Annotated in this window: 12 protein-coding genes; 11 read left to right on the top strand and 1 reads right to left on the bottom strand. The window is 37.1% G+C overall.

The genetic code is table 11. The features are described 5' to 3' along the window. The first annotated feature begins 174 nt into the window (after positions 1 to 174). The 7 genes from ACOVQ4_RS21120 to ACOVQ4_RS21090 all read left to right on the top strand — a co-directional run bounded on the left by ACOVQ4_RS21120 (position 175) and on the right by ACOVQ4_RS21090 (position 10,039). The gene (locus ACOVQ4_RS21120) at positions 175 to 1,731 is read left to right on the top strand and encodes an acyl-CoA carboxylase subunit beta (protein WP_421822581.1); all 1,557 of its coding nucleotides are present in this window, start codon (positions 175 to 177) and stop codon (positions 1,729 to 1,731) included. Positions 1,732 to 1,818: 87 nt separating this feature from the next. Beyond that, positions 1,819 to 2,901, top strand: a complete 1,083-nt coding sequence (locus ACOVQ4_RS21115; protein ID WP_421822580.1) for an AAA family ATPase — start codon at positions 1,819 to 1,821, stop codon at positions 2,899 to 2,901. 8 nt (positions 2,902 to 2,909) lie between these two features. Beyond that, positions 2,910 to 3,503, top strand: coding sequence for a DUF3226 domain-containing protein (locus tag ACOVQ4_RS21110; protein WP_421822579.1), 594 nt, complete (start codon positions 2,910 to 2,912; stop codon positions 3,501 to 3,503). Positions 3,504 to 3,506: 3 nt separating this feature from the next. Further along, entirely contained in the window at positions 3,507 to 4,577 is a 1,071-nt protein-coding gene (locus tag ACOVQ4_RS21105; RefSeq protein ID WP_421822578.1) for a M42 family metallopeptidase, read from the top strand. Positions 4,578 to 5,097: 520 nt separating this feature from the next. Beyond that, positions 5,098 to 6,504, top strand: a complete 1,407-nt coding sequence (locus ACOVQ4_RS21100) for a sigma-54-dependent transcriptional regulator (protein WP_421822577.1) — start codon at positions 5,098 to 5,100, stop codon at positions 6,502 to 6,504. A 537-nt stretch (positions 6,505 to 7,041) separates the two neighbouring features. Continuing rightward, positions 7,042 to 8,595: a sensor histidine kinase gene (locus ACOVQ4_RS21095; protein ID WP_421822576.1), complete on the top strand. Its 1,554-nt coding sequence runs from the start codon at positions 7,042 to 7,044 to the stop codon at positions 8,593 to 8,595. A gap of 7 nt (positions 8,596 to 8,602) precedes the next feature. Then, positions 8,603 to 10,039 carry a PAS domain S-box protein gene (locus ACOVQ4_RS21090; protein ID WP_421822575.1) on the top strand — a complete coding sequence of 479 codons (1,437 nt, stop codon included), beginning with the start codon at positions 8,603 to 8,605 and terminating at the stop codon, positions 10,037 to 10,039. Positions 10,040 to 10,212: 173 nt separating this feature from the next. On the opposite strand, the gene ACOVQ4_RS21085 is transcribed toward ACOVQ4_RS21090, so the two are convergent. Continuing rightward, complete coding sequence (locus ACOVQ4_RS21085; RefSeq protein ID WP_421822574.1) at positions 10,213 to 10,962, bottom strand: DeoR/GlpR family DNA-binding transcription regulator; 750 nt, start codon at positions 10,960 to 10,962, stop codon at positions 10,213 to 10,215. A gap of 101 nt (positions 10,963 to 11,063) precedes the next feature. Between ACOVQ4_RS21085 and ACOVQ4_RS21080 the strand changes: the two genes are divergently transcribed. The 4 genes from ACOVQ4_RS21080 to ACOVQ4_RS21065 all read left to right on the top strand — a co-directional run bounded on the left by ACOVQ4_RS21080 (position 11,064) and on the right by ACOVQ4_RS21065 (position 13,987). Continuing rightward, positions 11,064 to 11,420: a VOC family protein gene (locus tag ACOVQ4_RS21080; protein WP_421822573.1), complete on the top strand. Its 357-nt coding sequence runs from the start codon at positions 11,064 to 11,066 to the stop codon at positions 11,418 to 11,420. A 364-nt stretch (positions 11,421 to 11,784) separates the two neighbouring features. Further along, the gene (locus tag ACOVQ4_RS21075; protein WP_421822572.1) at positions 11,785 to 12,318 is read left to right on the top strand and encodes a 5' nucleotidase, NT5C type; all 534 of its coding nucleotides are present in this window, start codon (positions 11,785 to 11,787) and stop codon (positions 12,316 to 12,318) included. 36 nt (positions 12,319 to 12,354) lie between these two features. Beyond that, the gene (locus ACOVQ4_RS21070; RefSeq protein ID WP_421822571.1) at positions 12,355 to 13,506 is read left to right on the top strand and encodes an MFS transporter; all 1,152 of its coding nucleotides are present in this window, start codon (positions 12,355 to 12,357) and stop codon (positions 13,504 to 13,506) included. Between the two features lie 4 nt (positions 13,507 to 13,510). Continuing rightward, complete coding sequence (locus ACOVQ4_RS21065) at positions 13,511 to 13,987, top strand: NUDIX domain-containing protein (RefSeq protein ID WP_421822570.1); 477 nt, start codon at positions 13,511 to 13,513, stop codon at positions 13,985 to 13,987. Positions 13,988 to 14,171 lie beyond the last annotated feature (184 nt).

Raw genomic sequence — 14,171 nt, 5'->3', positions numbered from 1 at the left:
TTTTATTACACGGATATACCAATAACGAATACCCTCCTATTGCTTTTCTCAAAATAATTAAAAAATAAAACTTCAAAAAATACTATTTTAAATAAACTATACCAATTTTACACGTTATCTAGTTTCTGCCGTTTATATTTGACCCAAATACAAAACAAATACCATAGGAATACCATGAAGGTAAAGACAAACCAAGAGAAATTTGAAATTTTAGAGCAAAAAAACGCTGAGGCTCTTTTAGGAGGTGGCGAAAAACGAATCGAAGCTCAACATAAAAAAGGCAAACTAACAGCACGTGAACGCATTGCTCTCCTGCTAGATGAAGGTTCTTTTGAGGAAATTGGCAAATTTGTCATGCATCGTTGTAAGGACTTTGGTCTGGATAATGAGTATTATCTAGGCGATGGTGTAGTCACAGGATATGGTACGGTCAGTGGACGTTTGGTGTATGTATTTGCGCAAGATTTTACTGTTTTTGGTGGCGCATTATCCGAAACATTTGCCGAAAAAATATGCAAAATCATGGATTTAGCCATGAAAAATGGGGCACCATTGATTGGACTTAATGACTCTGGCGGAGCTCGTATTCAAGAAGGTGTAACATCTTTGGCTGGCTATGCCGACATTTTTTACCGCAATACGCTTGCTTCAGGTGTCATTCCTCAAATTTCGGCTATTATGGGTCCTTGCGCTGGGGGTGCAGTGTATTCGCCTGCTATCACAGACTTTATCATGATGGTCGAAAATACCTCTTATATGTTTGTGACAGGGCCAAACGTGGTCAAAACAGTTACACACGAAGTAGTTACTTCAGAAGAACTAGGAGGCGCATCGACTCATTCAACAAAATCGGGAGTGACGCATTTTTCTTGCTCTAATGAAGTAAGCTGTATCAACGATATCAAGCGTTTGCTTTCTTACATTCCTCAAAATTGTGAAGAAACCGCTCCTTCCCTAGCCTACGAATCGGCCAATGAAATCAGGAAAGAATTAGATAAAATTATTCCTGAAAATCCTAATCAACCTTATGATATGAAGGAAGTTATCGACCATATTGTTGATAGCGACTCTTTCTTTGAGGTACACAAAAACTACGCTGAAAATATCGTTGTTGGTTTTGCAAGAATTGCTGGCCGTAGCATTGGGATTGTTGCCAATCAACCAGCAGTAATGGCAGGAGTACTAGATATTCAGGCCAGTATGAAGGCCGCCCGTTTTGTACGTTTTTGTGATTGTTTTAATATTCCTTTATTGGTACTCGAAGATGTGCCAGGTTTTATGCCAGGTACCAATCAAGAATGGGGTGGTATTATCAATCATGGTGCAAAATTACTTTATGCTTTTTGTGAGGCTACTGTGCCCCGTATTACGGTTATTACCCGCAAAGCCTATGGAGGAGCTTATGATGTAATGAACTCAAAGCATATTGGTGCCGACATGAATTTTGCGTGGCCAACTGCCGAAATCGCCGTAATGGGCGCTAAAGGTGCTGCCGAAATTATCTTTAAAAAAGAAATTGCGGAGGCCGAAAATCCAGAAGAAAAACTACAAGAAAAAGTAGACGAATACACAGAAAAATTTGCAAACCCTTATCGTGCTGCACATCGTGGCTATATCGACGAAGTGATTTTACCATCGGATACTCGTCAAAAATTGATTCGTTCTTTCAAGATGTTGGAAAATAAAGTAGCGAACCTTCCACGCAAAAAGCACGGAAATATCCCCTTATAATCAGCATTGATAGCAATATTTTACATTTAGAACCCCAAGGGCTTTTAAAACCTTTGGGGTTTTGTATTTTTGTAAAAACGATATTGTATGGACAGCAATCATTTGACATATTTCAAAATCGAAAATTTCAAAAGATTTGATTCTTTTGAAATAAGCAACATTGGTCAATTCAACCTTTTGGTTGGAGACAACAATGTAGGGAAAACAAGTGTGTTGGAAGCTTTGTTGTTTGATGAAGAGATATATGAATGGGTGGTCAAGCTATATAATTCTTTCATTTTGAGAAAGCTTTTCCCGACGATTGGTTACAAAATATCGGATATAGTTTCATTGATAAATCAAAAAGAAACCTGGCAGTCAATTCTCACCCAAAAGGACATTTCTCTATCTTTCACTACTCAATTCATTGGAGAAGAATCAACTAGTTTTATAAAAATCATTCCTAAAATGCTAGCTGAATTAACTCCTGATGAATTCAACAGTATTAAGGGACAAATAAATGATAATGAGACCAATACTTTTCTGGAAATAGACAGAAACAGTTCTAAAGAGTTAGTTTCACTTAATAAATATTATCTTTCTCAAGCAAAAAAAACATTCAATCTTTTAGCAAATAATACAGGATTTAGTTCACAGCTCGTTAAAAAATATGCCCAAAATATCAATCCATATAAATCAGTAAGAAAGCAGTTTGATTCTATTATTTCACATCTAATAACTAACCTCGAGGAAACCCGAATTCATAATTATTTGGGCGAAGACACTATAGGAGTAGTACTATCTAATGAAAATACGGTCTACCCTATTACTAGATTTGGTGATGGTGTAGTGAAACTTAGCCGAATAATCATTGGGATTTTGAGTTGTGGAAGTGATAAAAGAATTATGATTGATGAAATAGAAAATGGTATTCATTTTTCAAGATTAACCACTTTTTGGAAAGATATAATTCTACTTTGTAGGAATCAGGGTATCCAACTCTTCGCTACTACACATAGCTTTGAATGTCAAAAATATTTTGTGGAAGCATTAATAGAACTAGGGGAAGAATATCAAAAAGACGCGAGAAACATAAGCTTGGTAGAAAATTCATCAGGTGAAGTAAAATCAGTGACATTTGACTTTGAAGGCTTTGAATTCGCACTAAATATTGGAGCAAATACAAGATAATAAAGTTTATGAAAAAACAGTTTTTTGTAGAGGGTGATGCCGATGCAAAGTTTCTACACGATTTAATTTTTTACTGGTATGGTATAAATACCAGCATAGGAAAACAAGGCAACGAAAACTCAGATATCCTTATCATAGGCGGCAAAGAGAATCTTTTAAAACTATGGGGAACTATACAACGAAATAGTATCTTAGATATTTATAGTATCATCATTTTCGATGCAGATATTTTTGTAGAAGAATCCCTAAAACTTGAAAGCTTTAAAAAGCAATATCCATTTCAGTTTTTCCTATTACCAGATCACCACAAGAATGGAGATTTGGAGAGCCTTCTGATACAACTCATACATCCCAATCACCAGATCATACTGGATTGTTGGGATACTTACGAGACTTGCTTGTCAAGCAATAACCAATATACGCTCCCCGCTCGCAAAACCAGAATTTATGCCTATATGGAAGCATTGGTTGGGAGTTCGGGGAAAGAAAAAGAAAAAATAAAAGAAGCCAAACGAGACTATTTGAATTCTTTTCATTGGAATCTTGATGCAGAAATATTAAAGCCTTTAAAAACATTTTTAGATAATTATTTTATAGTTTAAGTTATGACAGAACAATCAAAAACCTTCCTCTACGAATATTTGAATAACGCCTCGCCAACTGGCTTTGAAGCGTCTGGTCAACAAATTTGGTTAGATTACCTAAAACCTTATATCGACGAAACCATCATTGATGTCTATGGTACTGCTGTTGGTGTAATTAACCCCGGACAGCCTTACAAAGTAGTGATTGAAGCACATGCCGATGAGATTTCTTGGTTTGTCAACTATATCGACGACAATGGCTATATTTTCGTTCGTCGCAATGGCGGTTCAGATGCTGTAATTGCTCCCTCGATGCGTTGTAATTTACATACCAAAAAAGGTATTGTGAAAGGTGTATTTGGCTACCCTGCTATCCATGTACGTGACTTAGGAAAAGACAAAGCCCCAACAGTCAACGACATTTTTATCGACCTTGGCGCTGCCAATAAAAAAGAGGTAGAAGAAATGGGCGTTCACGTAGGTACTGTAGTTACTTTTGAGGACGGACTTACTGAGCTCAATGACCGTTTTTATGTAGGTCGTGCCCTCGACAACCGTGTGGGTGGTTTTATGATTGCAGAGGTTGCTCGTCTTTTAAAGGAAAATAACATTCAACTACCTTATACTTTGTATGTGGTAAATGCTGTGCAAGAAGAAATTGGTCTGCGTGGTGCCGAAATGATTGTTCGCCGTTTGAAACCAGACGTGGCTATCGTAACCGACGTAACTCACGACACTCAGTCGCCTATGTACAACAAAAAAGAACAAGGTGACTTAAAATGTGGCAAGGGTCCTGTGATTTGCTACGGTCCTGCCGTGCAAAACAACCTTCGTGATTTCATTATCGATGTGGCCACCGAAAATGATATTGCTATTCAACGCCAAGCCGTGTCACGTTCTACAGGTACAGATACTGATTCGTTTGCTTATGCTACCGAAGGCGTTGCTTCAGCCTTGATTTCGCTACCATTAAAATACATGCATACAACAGTAGAAACCGTACACAAAGACGATGTTCAGGCTGTTATCAACTTGATTTATGAATCACTCTTGGCATTGAAAGGTAATGAGGATTGGCGTTATATCAAATAGTAAATTCCTTGAAAGATTTCAGATTTTGACATCAGATGGCTAAAATTGTCTTGGATAATTCTGAAACTATTTCACCAAGTATAGTAACTTTACCCAGTAAATGATATTCTTTATTTACTGGGTATTTATTTTGACAATATCTCTATCCAACAATCAAGTAGATATTTTTTGTACTTCCTTTTTAGGGAAAAAATCAAAAATCAGCTAACTTCAATCTTCAAGTAATGTCACTTTTCCGTCATGGTGAATTACTTTTGTCTGGTATATTTCATTTGTATCATAAAATAAGGATACCTTCCTTTTTGGCCTAAATAATCGTTTTATAAATCAGTAGATAAAGTTGGCTTTTGGCCATGGTCTTTGTGTTTTAGGCTGTAGGCAATAGGCAAAAACATGTCTCATGTTTCTAAAAAACAATTTTGCACGCTTTTCCTTTAGCACAAAACTTAAATCTAATTTTGTACGATTACTTTCTAACCACAACAATCATACGTTACTAGTAACTTAAACAAACTAAAGAATGCAAAAAATTCTTGTAATAGACGACGACACAGACATCTGCATGCTGTTGCGTCGCTTTCTTACAAAAAATGGCTATGAGGTAGCAATTTCAAAAAGTGGTAACGGTGGGCTTGTTTTACTCGATGAGTTTCATCCCGACTTAGTCATGACCGATTTCCGATTGGGAGATATGACAGGGGCAACTATTTTACAGAAAATACAAGAGAAAAAACCTCAACTTCCTGTATTAATCATAACAGGATATTCGGATATTAAAACAGCCGTAAATGTTATGAAAATGGGAGCTATTGACTACATCACCAAACCGCTATTTCCTGATGAAATATTGGTTACTATTCAAAATGCTTTACAGAAAACTACCCAAACAACAAGTACCTTACCAACTAAATCAAAGGCAACTAACGCTAAAAAAAGCCTAATCCAAAAAGACCATATTGCCGGCTCGGGACAAGAATCAAAGAACCTTTTCAGACAATTAGACCTTGTGGCACCCACCAACTACAGTGTTATCATCTACGGAGAGAGCGGTTCGGGAAAAGAATCTATTGCCCAAGAAATCCATGCTCGTAGTAAGCGCGCTGGTGGTCCTTTTGTGGCTATGGATTGTGGGGCAATTTCTAAGGAACTAGCAGCAAGCGAGTTATTTGGCCACGAAAAAGGCTCATTTACTGGGGCTATTAATCAGAAGATTGGGCACTTCGAGATGGCTAATGGTGGTACGCTTTTTCTTGACGAAGTAGCAAATTTGCCTTACGATGTTCAGGTATCGCTCTTGCGTGTGGTACAAGAAAGAACCCTACGAAGAATTGGCGGCACCAAAGAAATTTCGGTAGATGTACGAATTATCGTGGCCTCGAACGAGAGGCTTTTAGAAGCAAGTAGAAAAGGAAAATTTAGAGAGGATTTGTACCATCGCTTCAATGAATTTAGTATAGAAGTACCTCCGCTCCGTCAGCGCAAATCAGATATTATGGAGTTTGCTCATTTTTTCTTGGCAAAAACCAATGAAGAATTAGACAAAAATATCGAAAAATTTGCTCCCGAAGTTGAGGAAGTCTTTAAGTCTTATGGATGGCCGGGCAATCTTCGCGAAATGAGAAATGTAATCAAAAGAGCAACTTTACTTTCAGAAAAGGATTTTATAGAGGCCAAAAGTCTTCCATTTGAATTAATTAATCATAACAAATTATTAGTGTTTGAAAACCCTCCAGAATTAGGCGCATCGTCGAGTAATTTTTCTGAGTCATCTCAGAATCTTAATCTAAAATCTGTTGCATCAGATGCCGAATTTGAAACAATTTTACAAGTCCTCAAACAAGTAAACTATAACAAAACCAAAGCAGCTAAGTTGTTAGGCATAGACCGAAAAACCCTTTACAACAAAATGAGTAATTACAATATTTAGTAGTTTTTTTATGGTTTTAAATACCCATTTATAGATACCAGCAACTTAAGTAGGAAAACGTTATTAGTTAAAAGTACAGGGTTATCAGAAGATATTCATAATCAAAAAGTTATAGTCAAATTTTGCCTTAGATATACTATTAATTTGATCTTTGCTACTTATTAAGTATTGCTGCAAAATTAGAGTTAATTGATGTGATTTAGGGAACAGGCACAAGGCAAAGAGTGTTAATATGTTTTTTAGTAACAATGAATATATTTTTGCCGATTGCCCAGAGCTAAAAGCCCTAAGCTTTCAGGTATCGGCTTTCGGCGGTGGGCTATGGGAAAAATGAATGTCCGTGGTCGTTAAAACATTTTAACACTCTGTGCCTGTTGCCTTGTCCCTAAAACACAAAACTTAAATATAATTCTGCACGATTACTTAATGCCGAATATAATTTTCTATCGAACTTTCCAAAAGTTTTGTGATTTGACAAAAACCAATCGATTGCCAACTGGTTTAATCTTAGAATACAAACCTTAACAAAAAGCCCAAATGCCTTTATATCAAAGAGATAATATACCCTTAGATAAATTTATTCAACTCATACCCGACTTGGTATATATACAGGAATTTCCTTCAAAAAAAATCACCTTTATCAATCGGAAGTTTTCGGTCATATTAGGATATGATAAGGAAGATTTGATTCGAAATGATTTTTCCATCGACTTCGCCATGAGTCAGCAAGAATTGGATAGATGGGCTTTAAGAATTGAAGATCTTCATAAAATAATAAATACTGGAGAAAGTATTGAATATAATATCGAACTAAAACACAAAAATGGCTCAAAACTAATATTGCGTCATCGAAGCATGGTTTTGCGAAGCCAAAATCCAGAATCACAATTTGAGATTTTACATATAGCCGAAGATATCACACAACTACAACAGCACAATAACCTAATTTTACAACAAAAAAATCAATTAAACGAAGCCGAGAAAATTTTCAAATATGGAAGCTGGGAATGGTATGTAGGCGCCGAGACTGTCCGTTGGTCTGATGGCCTTTTGGAAGTATTTGGGTATAATCCACACGATTTTGAAAGTAAAGATTTGACCTTTGGTTTTTACCAAAAGCATATACCCGAACACGAACGAGAATATACAAGTAGTATTTCGAATCAATCAGTCTCAGAGAAAAAAACCTATTATGAGTTTGAGCACTCAATTATCGATGCAAAAGGTGAATATAAATACTTAGCAATCAAAGGAAAATGTTATCTGGACGACAATGGCGAGGTCGTGAAAGTACTGGGTACCTCTGCGGATATCACTCAAATTAAAAATTATGAAGTGGCTCTTGAGGAAAAAATCAAAGAGTTGTTTAGGTCTAATCAGGACTTGGAGCAGTTTGCCTATATTGCCTCCCATGATTTACAAGAGCCTTTACGAAAAATTACCGCCTTTGCCAACAAACTAATCGAACGCTGTGCTGATGGACTCAGTGAAGAGGGACATTTTTTTATAGATAGAATTTTATCTTCGAGTGATAGAATGAAAAGTCTTATCGACAACCTACTGGCTTATTCGCGCATTTCAAGAAATAATTTACCGCTGCCCTCAACCGAGGTAAATCTTACTCAGATTATTCACAATGCCATTGGAGACTTGGAATTAGTCATTTCAAAAAAGAAGGCCAAAATTATTGTTGGAGATATGCCTACCATACAAGCATTTGCTTCGCAGATGCATCAGTTGTTTTTAAATTTGATTTCTAATGCGATTAAATTTGTCGACGAGAACACACCACCTCAAGTGAGTATTAGCGCCAATGTGGCCTCGGTAGAAGAAATTTTGAAATTAAAACTTGTTGAAAACAAATACTGGAAAATAAGTATATCAGACAATGGCATAGGTATCGAAGACGAATTTAAAGAACATATATTCACCATGTTTCATCGAATTCATGGTAACGCCGAATTTGAAGGGACAGGTCTTGGGTTGGCCATTTGTAAAAAAATAATTGAAAACCACTTCGGTGCTATTTTAGTAGAAAGTAACCAAAATCAAGGTACCACATTTACGCTATTTTTACCTTTTAAACCTTAATTACTTTATGTTAAATCGTACCAACATCAAACTTTTATTGGTAGATGACGACGACGACGATTACTTCCTTACTTGCGACTATATCAAACAAATTTCTGGACAATCTATTGGAGTAAGCTGGGCCAAATCCTTTTCGATGGCAATCAATTATCTGACAAAAGAGAAGTTTGATATTTGTTTTTTTGACTTTCGACTTGGTGCCAAAACTGGGCTTGATTTGTTGAGAGTGGTACAAGAACATCGTATCGCAACGCCCATGGTCATGCTTACAGGCAAAGGTCACAAAGAAATCGACGAGGAGGCTATGAAGCTCGGCGCAATGGATTATCTGATTAAGAGTGAGCTGGATGCCGAAAAAATCGAACGTTGTATCCGATATTCTCTCGAACGTGCCCAAACACTACAATCCTTACGAGAAAGTGAAGCCCAATACAAAAGTATTTTTGATAATATCCAACAAGCAATTGTACTGACGAGTCCCTCTGATGGAAGTTTTCTCTACTTCAACCCTGAAGTAAGCGTCTTAACGGGATATTCGTCTGAGGAGCTTCGAAATATGACTACTACTAGCCTTTTTGGTAGTACAAGTAGCAGGCAGCATTTTGCCTCCCAACTAGCACAATTTGGCCGTTTGGATAATTATGAAGCATGGTTAATTACCAAAACAGGAGAAAAAAAGCTTTGTCAAATCAATGCTTTCAAACGTACCGATAGTAATGGTTTTGAGTATTTTTTGGGAGTAGTTCGAGATATCACTAATTTAAGAAAAGCTGAAAAAGAACATGTAATTTCTGAAAAAGTTGCCGCAACTGGTAGGCTTATTCGAACACTGGCACATGAGGTTCGCAACCCTCTTACCAATATCAACTTATCGGTCGACCAATTGGCCTCTGAACTTCAGGAAGAGGACTTGTCTTTTTTTCTGGAAATCATTAAGAGAAATAGTAATCGCATAGGAGATTTAATCACTGAACTCCTAAACTCCTATCGTCCTGCAACGATTACACTCAATAGCTGCTCGGGCAATCAAGTAGTAGAAGAGAGTATCTTGCATGCCCTAGATCGAATAAATCTGAAAAATATCCAGCTTTCAAAAGATTTGTGTGAAGATATTCCTATCCAACTTGATGCAGAACAAATGAAAATTGCCTTGGTCAATATTATCATTAATGCGGTAGAGGCGATGGAGACGAGCAAAGGGGGACTTGATATACAAACTTTAATCAGGGATTCTCACTATTGTATCAAAATCAAAGACAATGGAATGGGTATGTCGTCCGAACAATTAGATAGGCTGTTTGAACCATATTTTACCTCAAAATCAAATGGATTTGGTTTGGGTTTGTCTGCAACCCTCAATATTATTCAATCGCACAAGGGCTATATCGAAGTAGAATCCACTTTGGGAGAAGGGAGTACATTTGTGGTATGTATACCGATATAAAAAAGAAAAAAGGTGGGAATTATCATTCCCACCTTTCTGAACTATACCTAACCACTATTATATTTAATTATTATAGTGAAATATTCATGCCAAACGTAATTTGGCGTATTTTAGCCGATTCAGTAGAGCATATTCCACACATAATTGTAGAAAATTTTCTACACATTCCCCAATTATTGAATAGTAATAGAATGAAGACGATAATCTTTGAGCACCTCTTCTTCTATACAATCGTCGGTTAGTATTACATCCAATTGGTCTAAAGTACACACCACATAACTTTCGGCAGTGTTTACTTTCGAGGCAGTTACCAGGGCTATAACCTTCTGCGAAATGTCTACCATTTTGCGCTTGACCTGATTTTCTCCCCAATCTTGTATCGTTACCCCAATATCATGATGAATACCGCAAACGCCCAAAATACAGATATCGGCCCTAATTTTTTGCAGCATTTCGATTACCTCTGCTCCGTAAGTATTTTGAGCATCCTTGAATATTTTTCCCCCTAAAAAAAATAATTGAATCGAGGAATGCTCACACAAAATTTGAGCAATTTGTAAACTATTTGTAAAAACAGTGGCCTTTAAATCTGGGGACATCATCCGAGCCACCTCCATATTGGTAGAGCCATTGTCCAATAAAATAACTTGTCCATCATAAAAATACGCTTGTGCTTTTCGTGCCAAAACCATCTTTTCTTCATGAGCCAAATTGATACGTTCTTTCAGCTTGTAAGGATGCGCAGCCTTAGGCACGGCCCCTCCGTGTACTTTTTTAAGAAGACCATTTTCGGCTAATTCATTCAAATCACGACGAATAGTATCGTCCGAAACATTCAGTATCTCGGAAAGCTCCATCGAAGAGACTCGCTGATTGGCCTCTAGCATTTTTAAGATTATTTGAAGGCGTTCTTCTCTTAACATCTATTCGTTTTATTTCGTTTTTATTCACAAATTTAACAAAAAACATTTTGATTTATACGTTTTTATTCGGAAAATTGCATAGTGAATAAAATCTAAATACGATGATTATTGAACATATTGCTATTTGGACGAATGACTTGGAAAAGATGAAATCCTTTTATATGTGCTATTTTGAAGCAAAATGTAATCACAAATATCATAATCCTACTAAGCAATTTGAGTCCTACTTTTTAAGCTTTGAGGCGGGTACAAGAATAGAGTTAATGAAAAAACCGCAAATTCCCGAAAGAGATAACCCCAAAACCGAAATGGTAGGTATAACTCATTTTGCTTTTAAGTTGGGCAATGAACAAAAAGTTGACGAACTCACCGAATTAATGAGACAAGAGGGTATACAAATTATTGGCGAACCTCGTCGTACAGGAGATGGCTATTATGAAAGTGTAGTTTTAGCTTGATTTATAGGCACAAGGCAATAGGCATAAGGGAACAGGCAACAGGCACAAGGCAAGGAGTGTTAAATTGTGTTTTATTTTGCTGAATGCACTAAGCTGTACGCCGTAAGCCCAAAGCTGTAAGCCGTAAGCCCAAAGCCGTAAGCCTATTGCCTCAAAACAAAACTTAAGTAAGTTGGCAAAATGTATTGAAGGCACAAGGCAAGGAGTGTTAAATTGTGTTTTATTTTGCTGAATGCACTAAGCTGTACGCCGTAAGCCCAAAGCTGTAAGCCGTAAGCTGTAAGCCGAAAGCCGTAAGCCTATTGCTTGAAAAACTTACCAATCCCAATCAATAATAATTGTTTACTTTATCTCCCTTTATTTTATGAAACGTATTGCAATCGACATGGATGATGTGTTGGCAGACACCACATCGGGTATTCTTCGCGAAACCAACCAACGTCTTGGAACCAATTTTACGAGAGAGGACATCAGTAATCCTGAGAAAGCCAAGGATTTTTATGCCCAGTATTATCCAATTCGTGATTTTCTTCACCAAAAAGGATTTTTTAGAGACTTACCTGTTTTTGAAAATGCAATTGAAACGGTAAAAAAGCTTCAAGCGCATTATGAAATCTTTATCGTATCGGCTGCCACTGAATTCCCTAACTCTTTAACCGAAAAATTAGAATGGTTGGAAGAACATTTTCCTTTCATCGGTTGGAAGCATACGGTATTCTGCGGACATAAATACATGATCAAAGCCGACTATTTGATTGATGATCACGAAAAAAACTTAGTCAAATTTGAAGGTACGGGTTTGTTGTATGATGCGCCACACAATTTTCATATCGAAGGTTATAAACGAGTATATTCTTGGAATGAAATAGGAACACTCCTACTTCCAGCAGAAGTTTAGTAAATTTGTATTTACTTTCCACTCATTATAAAATTTATGGAAATTTCACTAGCTTCTAGCAATCACGCAAAAGTAGCCCGCTATGCTACTAATGCATTATTTTTTATGTCAGGTCTGAGCTTTTCTAGTTGGGCCTCACGCATTCCAGATGTCAAAGAAAAATTAGGTTTAGGAGATGCCGCCTTGGGCACCGTATTATTTGCTATGCCTATCGGTAGCTTGTCGGCGTTACCCTTGGCGGGTGTTATTATCAATGCTTTAGGAAGTCGTAAAGTAACCTTCATCTCTGCAATCATTTATTTATTTTCAATGCCATTCTTAGGTATTTCGACCCAAGCTTGGCAGTTGGCAATTGCCTTATTTGTCTTTGGATTTGGGGGCGATTTACTCAATATCTCGATGAATGTACAGGCTGTGAATGTAGAAAAAACCATGCAAAAATCCATCATGTCGTCTTTTCACGCCATATTTAGTATGGGGTTTATGATTGGAGCTGCACTGGGCGGGATACTTGCATCGCAAGGCGTGTCTACACTTGGGCATTTAAGTACGGTAGGAGTTCTGGATATCGTTGTTGCTTTGATTACTTTCAAATACCTTATTGCTCAAGATTTCAAATCCTCTGAATCGCAACCATTATTTGCCCTGCCCGACAAAGCGCTTATGTTATTAGGGGTGATTTGTTTTTGCGGAATGCTTTGTGAAGGTGCAATGGCAGATTGGAGCGTTTTGTACTACAAACAAATACTGGGTACTGCTACCAAATATGCTAGCTCGGCTTTTACGGCGTTTTCTATCACTATGGTAATTGGTAGAATTATAGGTGATAGAACCGTTGCAAAACTTGGTCTGAAAAAAACGCTTGTTCTAAACTGTAGTTTGGTCACCTTAGGAATGTTGGTCGCATTGGCTTTTCCAAATGCTTGGACAGTAATTGCGGGATTTTCTATTACTGGATTAGGGCTTTCTACGGTTGTTCCTTTAATTTACAGCGAAGCTGGCCATTCCAAAACCATGTCAGCAGGTGTGGCTTTGGCTGCCATTTCAACAGTGGGTATTTCTGGTTTTATGATTGGCCCAGTGATGATAGGCTATATTGCAGAGTTTACTTCGCTCAAGATTGCCTTATGCTCCTTGATTATCCTTGGAGGACTCGGCACTATTCTAAGTACAAGAATCAAAAATTAACGTCATGGAAGGACTAAAACGCGTTGCTGTAATTTGTATTTTACGCAATCAAACCAATTTTCTACTACTAAAAAGGTTTAACGAGCCCTTAAAAGGTCTTTATGTACCTGTAGGTGGTAAAGTAGACCCTTACGAAAATCCAAAGGATGCCGCCATAAGAGAGGTACGCGAAGAAGCTGGCTTGGAGATAGGCCAAATGCGATTTTGTGGAACTCTTGTTGAGACATCACCCTCTAAGTACAATTGGATGAGTTTTATTTATGAAGCAGAAGTTCCATATTTTGAACCTCCTCTTTGCAACGAAGGATTACTTGAATGGCATGATTTTAAGCAGATAGATTCATTCCCAACTCCTGAAACAGACTTTTTTATTTATCAGTATGTACTCCACAAAAAGCCTTTTGCCTTTAATGCAGTTTATAGCGAAAATATAGAGCTTCTTTCAATGATAGAAGAAATAGAAAACAAAAAAGTTGTTTAGAGTTGGCGCTAATACCCAGACTATAGCTTAATAAACAGATGCATTTTCTTCGGTTTTAACAGTCAACTATGGGCTTTCAGCAAAATATATCTATCGATTCTAAAAAATAAATGAACACTCCTTGCCTAGTGCCTAAATGAATCTAAGTTTGCTTACTTACGTATCCAGCAGAAACATTCCAATT

Origin of the sequence: Flectobacillus sp. (assembly GCF_049240685.1) — a bacterium.
Taxonomy (GTDB): Bacteria; Bacteroidota; Bacteroidia; order Cytophagales; family Spirosomataceae; genus Flectobacillus.
This window is presented reverse-complemented; position numbering and strand designations above follow the sequence as displayed.

What these genes read in the sequence shown, in the direction of transcription:
- ACOVQ4_RS21080 (WP_421822573.1), top strand. Translation starts at nt 11,064, where the DNA reads ATGATTATTGAACATATTGCTATTTGGACGAATGACTTGGAAAAGATG.
- ACOVQ4_RS21065 (WP_421822570.1), top strand. Translation starts at nt 13,511, where the DNA reads ATGGAAGGACTAAAACGCGTTGCTGTAATTTGTATTTTACGCAATCAA.
- ACOVQ4_RS21090 (WP_421822575.1), top strand. Translation starts at nt 8,603, where the DNA reads ATGTTAAATCGTACCAACATCAAACTTTTATTGGTAGATGACGACGAC.
- ACOVQ4_RS21075 (WP_421822572.1), top strand. Translation starts at nt 11,785, where the DNA reads ATGAAACGTATTGCAATCGACATGGATGATGTGTTGGCAGACACCACA.
- ACOVQ4_RS21070 (WP_421822571.1), top strand. Translation starts at nt 12,355, where the DNA reads ATGGAAATTTCACTAGCTTCTAGCAATCACGCAAAAGTAGCCCGCTAT.
- ACOVQ4_RS21100 (WP_421822577.1), top strand. Translation starts at nt 5,098, where the DNA reads ATGCAAAAAATTCTTGTAATAGACGACGACACAGACATCTGCATGCTG.
- ACOVQ4_RS21095 (WP_421822576.1), top strand. Translation starts at nt 7,042, where the DNA reads ATGCCTTTATATCAAAGAGATAATATACCCTTAGATAAATTTATTCAA.
- ACOVQ4_RS21115 (WP_421822580.1), top strand. Translation starts at nt 1,819, where the DNA reads ATGGACAGCAATCATTTGACATATTTCAAAATCGAAAATTTCAAAAGA.
- ACOVQ4_RS21120 (WP_421822581.1), top strand. Translation starts at nt 175, where the DNA reads ATGAAGGTAAAGACAAACCAAGAGAAATTTGAAATTTTAGAGCAAAAA.
- ACOVQ4_RS21105 (WP_421822578.1), top strand. Translation starts at nt 3,507, where the DNA reads ATGACAGAACAATCAAAAACCTTCCTCTACGAATATTTGAATAACGCC.
- ACOVQ4_RS21085 (WP_421822574.1), bottom strand. Translation starts at nt 10,962, where the DNA reads ATGTTAAGAGAAGAACGCCTTCAAATAATCTTAAAAATGCTAGAGGCC.
- ACOVQ4_RS21110 (WP_421822579.1), top strand. Translation starts at nt 2,910, where the DNA reads ATGAAAAAACAGTTTTTTGTAGAGGGTGATGCCGATGCAAAGTTTCTA.